Origin of the sequence: Corynebacterium sp. HMSC056E09, from assembly GCF_001813425.1 — a bacterium.
GTDB classification, from domain to species: Bacteria; Actinomycetota; Actinomycetes; order Mycobacteriales; family Mycobacteriaceae; genus Corynebacterium; species Corynebacterium hesseae.
In genome coordinates this window covers 1-295 of the sequence record NZ_KV812510.1, presented here as the reverse complement: position 1 = coordinate 295, position 295 = coordinate 1, and the positions used below count along the sequence as shown (strand labels likewise).

Below are 295 nucleotides of genomic sequence, written 5' to 3'. Positions count from 1 at the left end.
AGGTAGGTAATATCCGACATCCACACCCGGTTGAGCTCACCAGTATCAAACATGCGCTTGACCAGGTCAGGAAGAGTTGACTTACGCTTGGATTGAATCGTTGTCACCGGGACAAAGGCACGCGGTGAAATCCCTTCAATGCCCATCATGCGCATCCGCTTCGCCACAGTCTTACGGTTAAGCGAAATGTGGTAGCGCTCGGTAAGTTCTGCGGTGATCCGAGGAGCACCATAAACCTCATCGGAGTCTTTCCAAATCTGATGAATCTTTCGGTCAACATCATCGTAAAATGCTG

1 protein-coding gene is annotated in these 295 nt (G+C 49.8%); it reads right to left on the bottom strand.

Annotated elements, in window-relative coordinates; translation table 11 throughout:
* A partial coding sequence (locus HMPREF2912_RS08300; RefSeq protein ID WP_148139416.1) for an IS3 family transposase occupies positions 1 to 295 on the bottom strand: 295 nt, incomplete at both ends.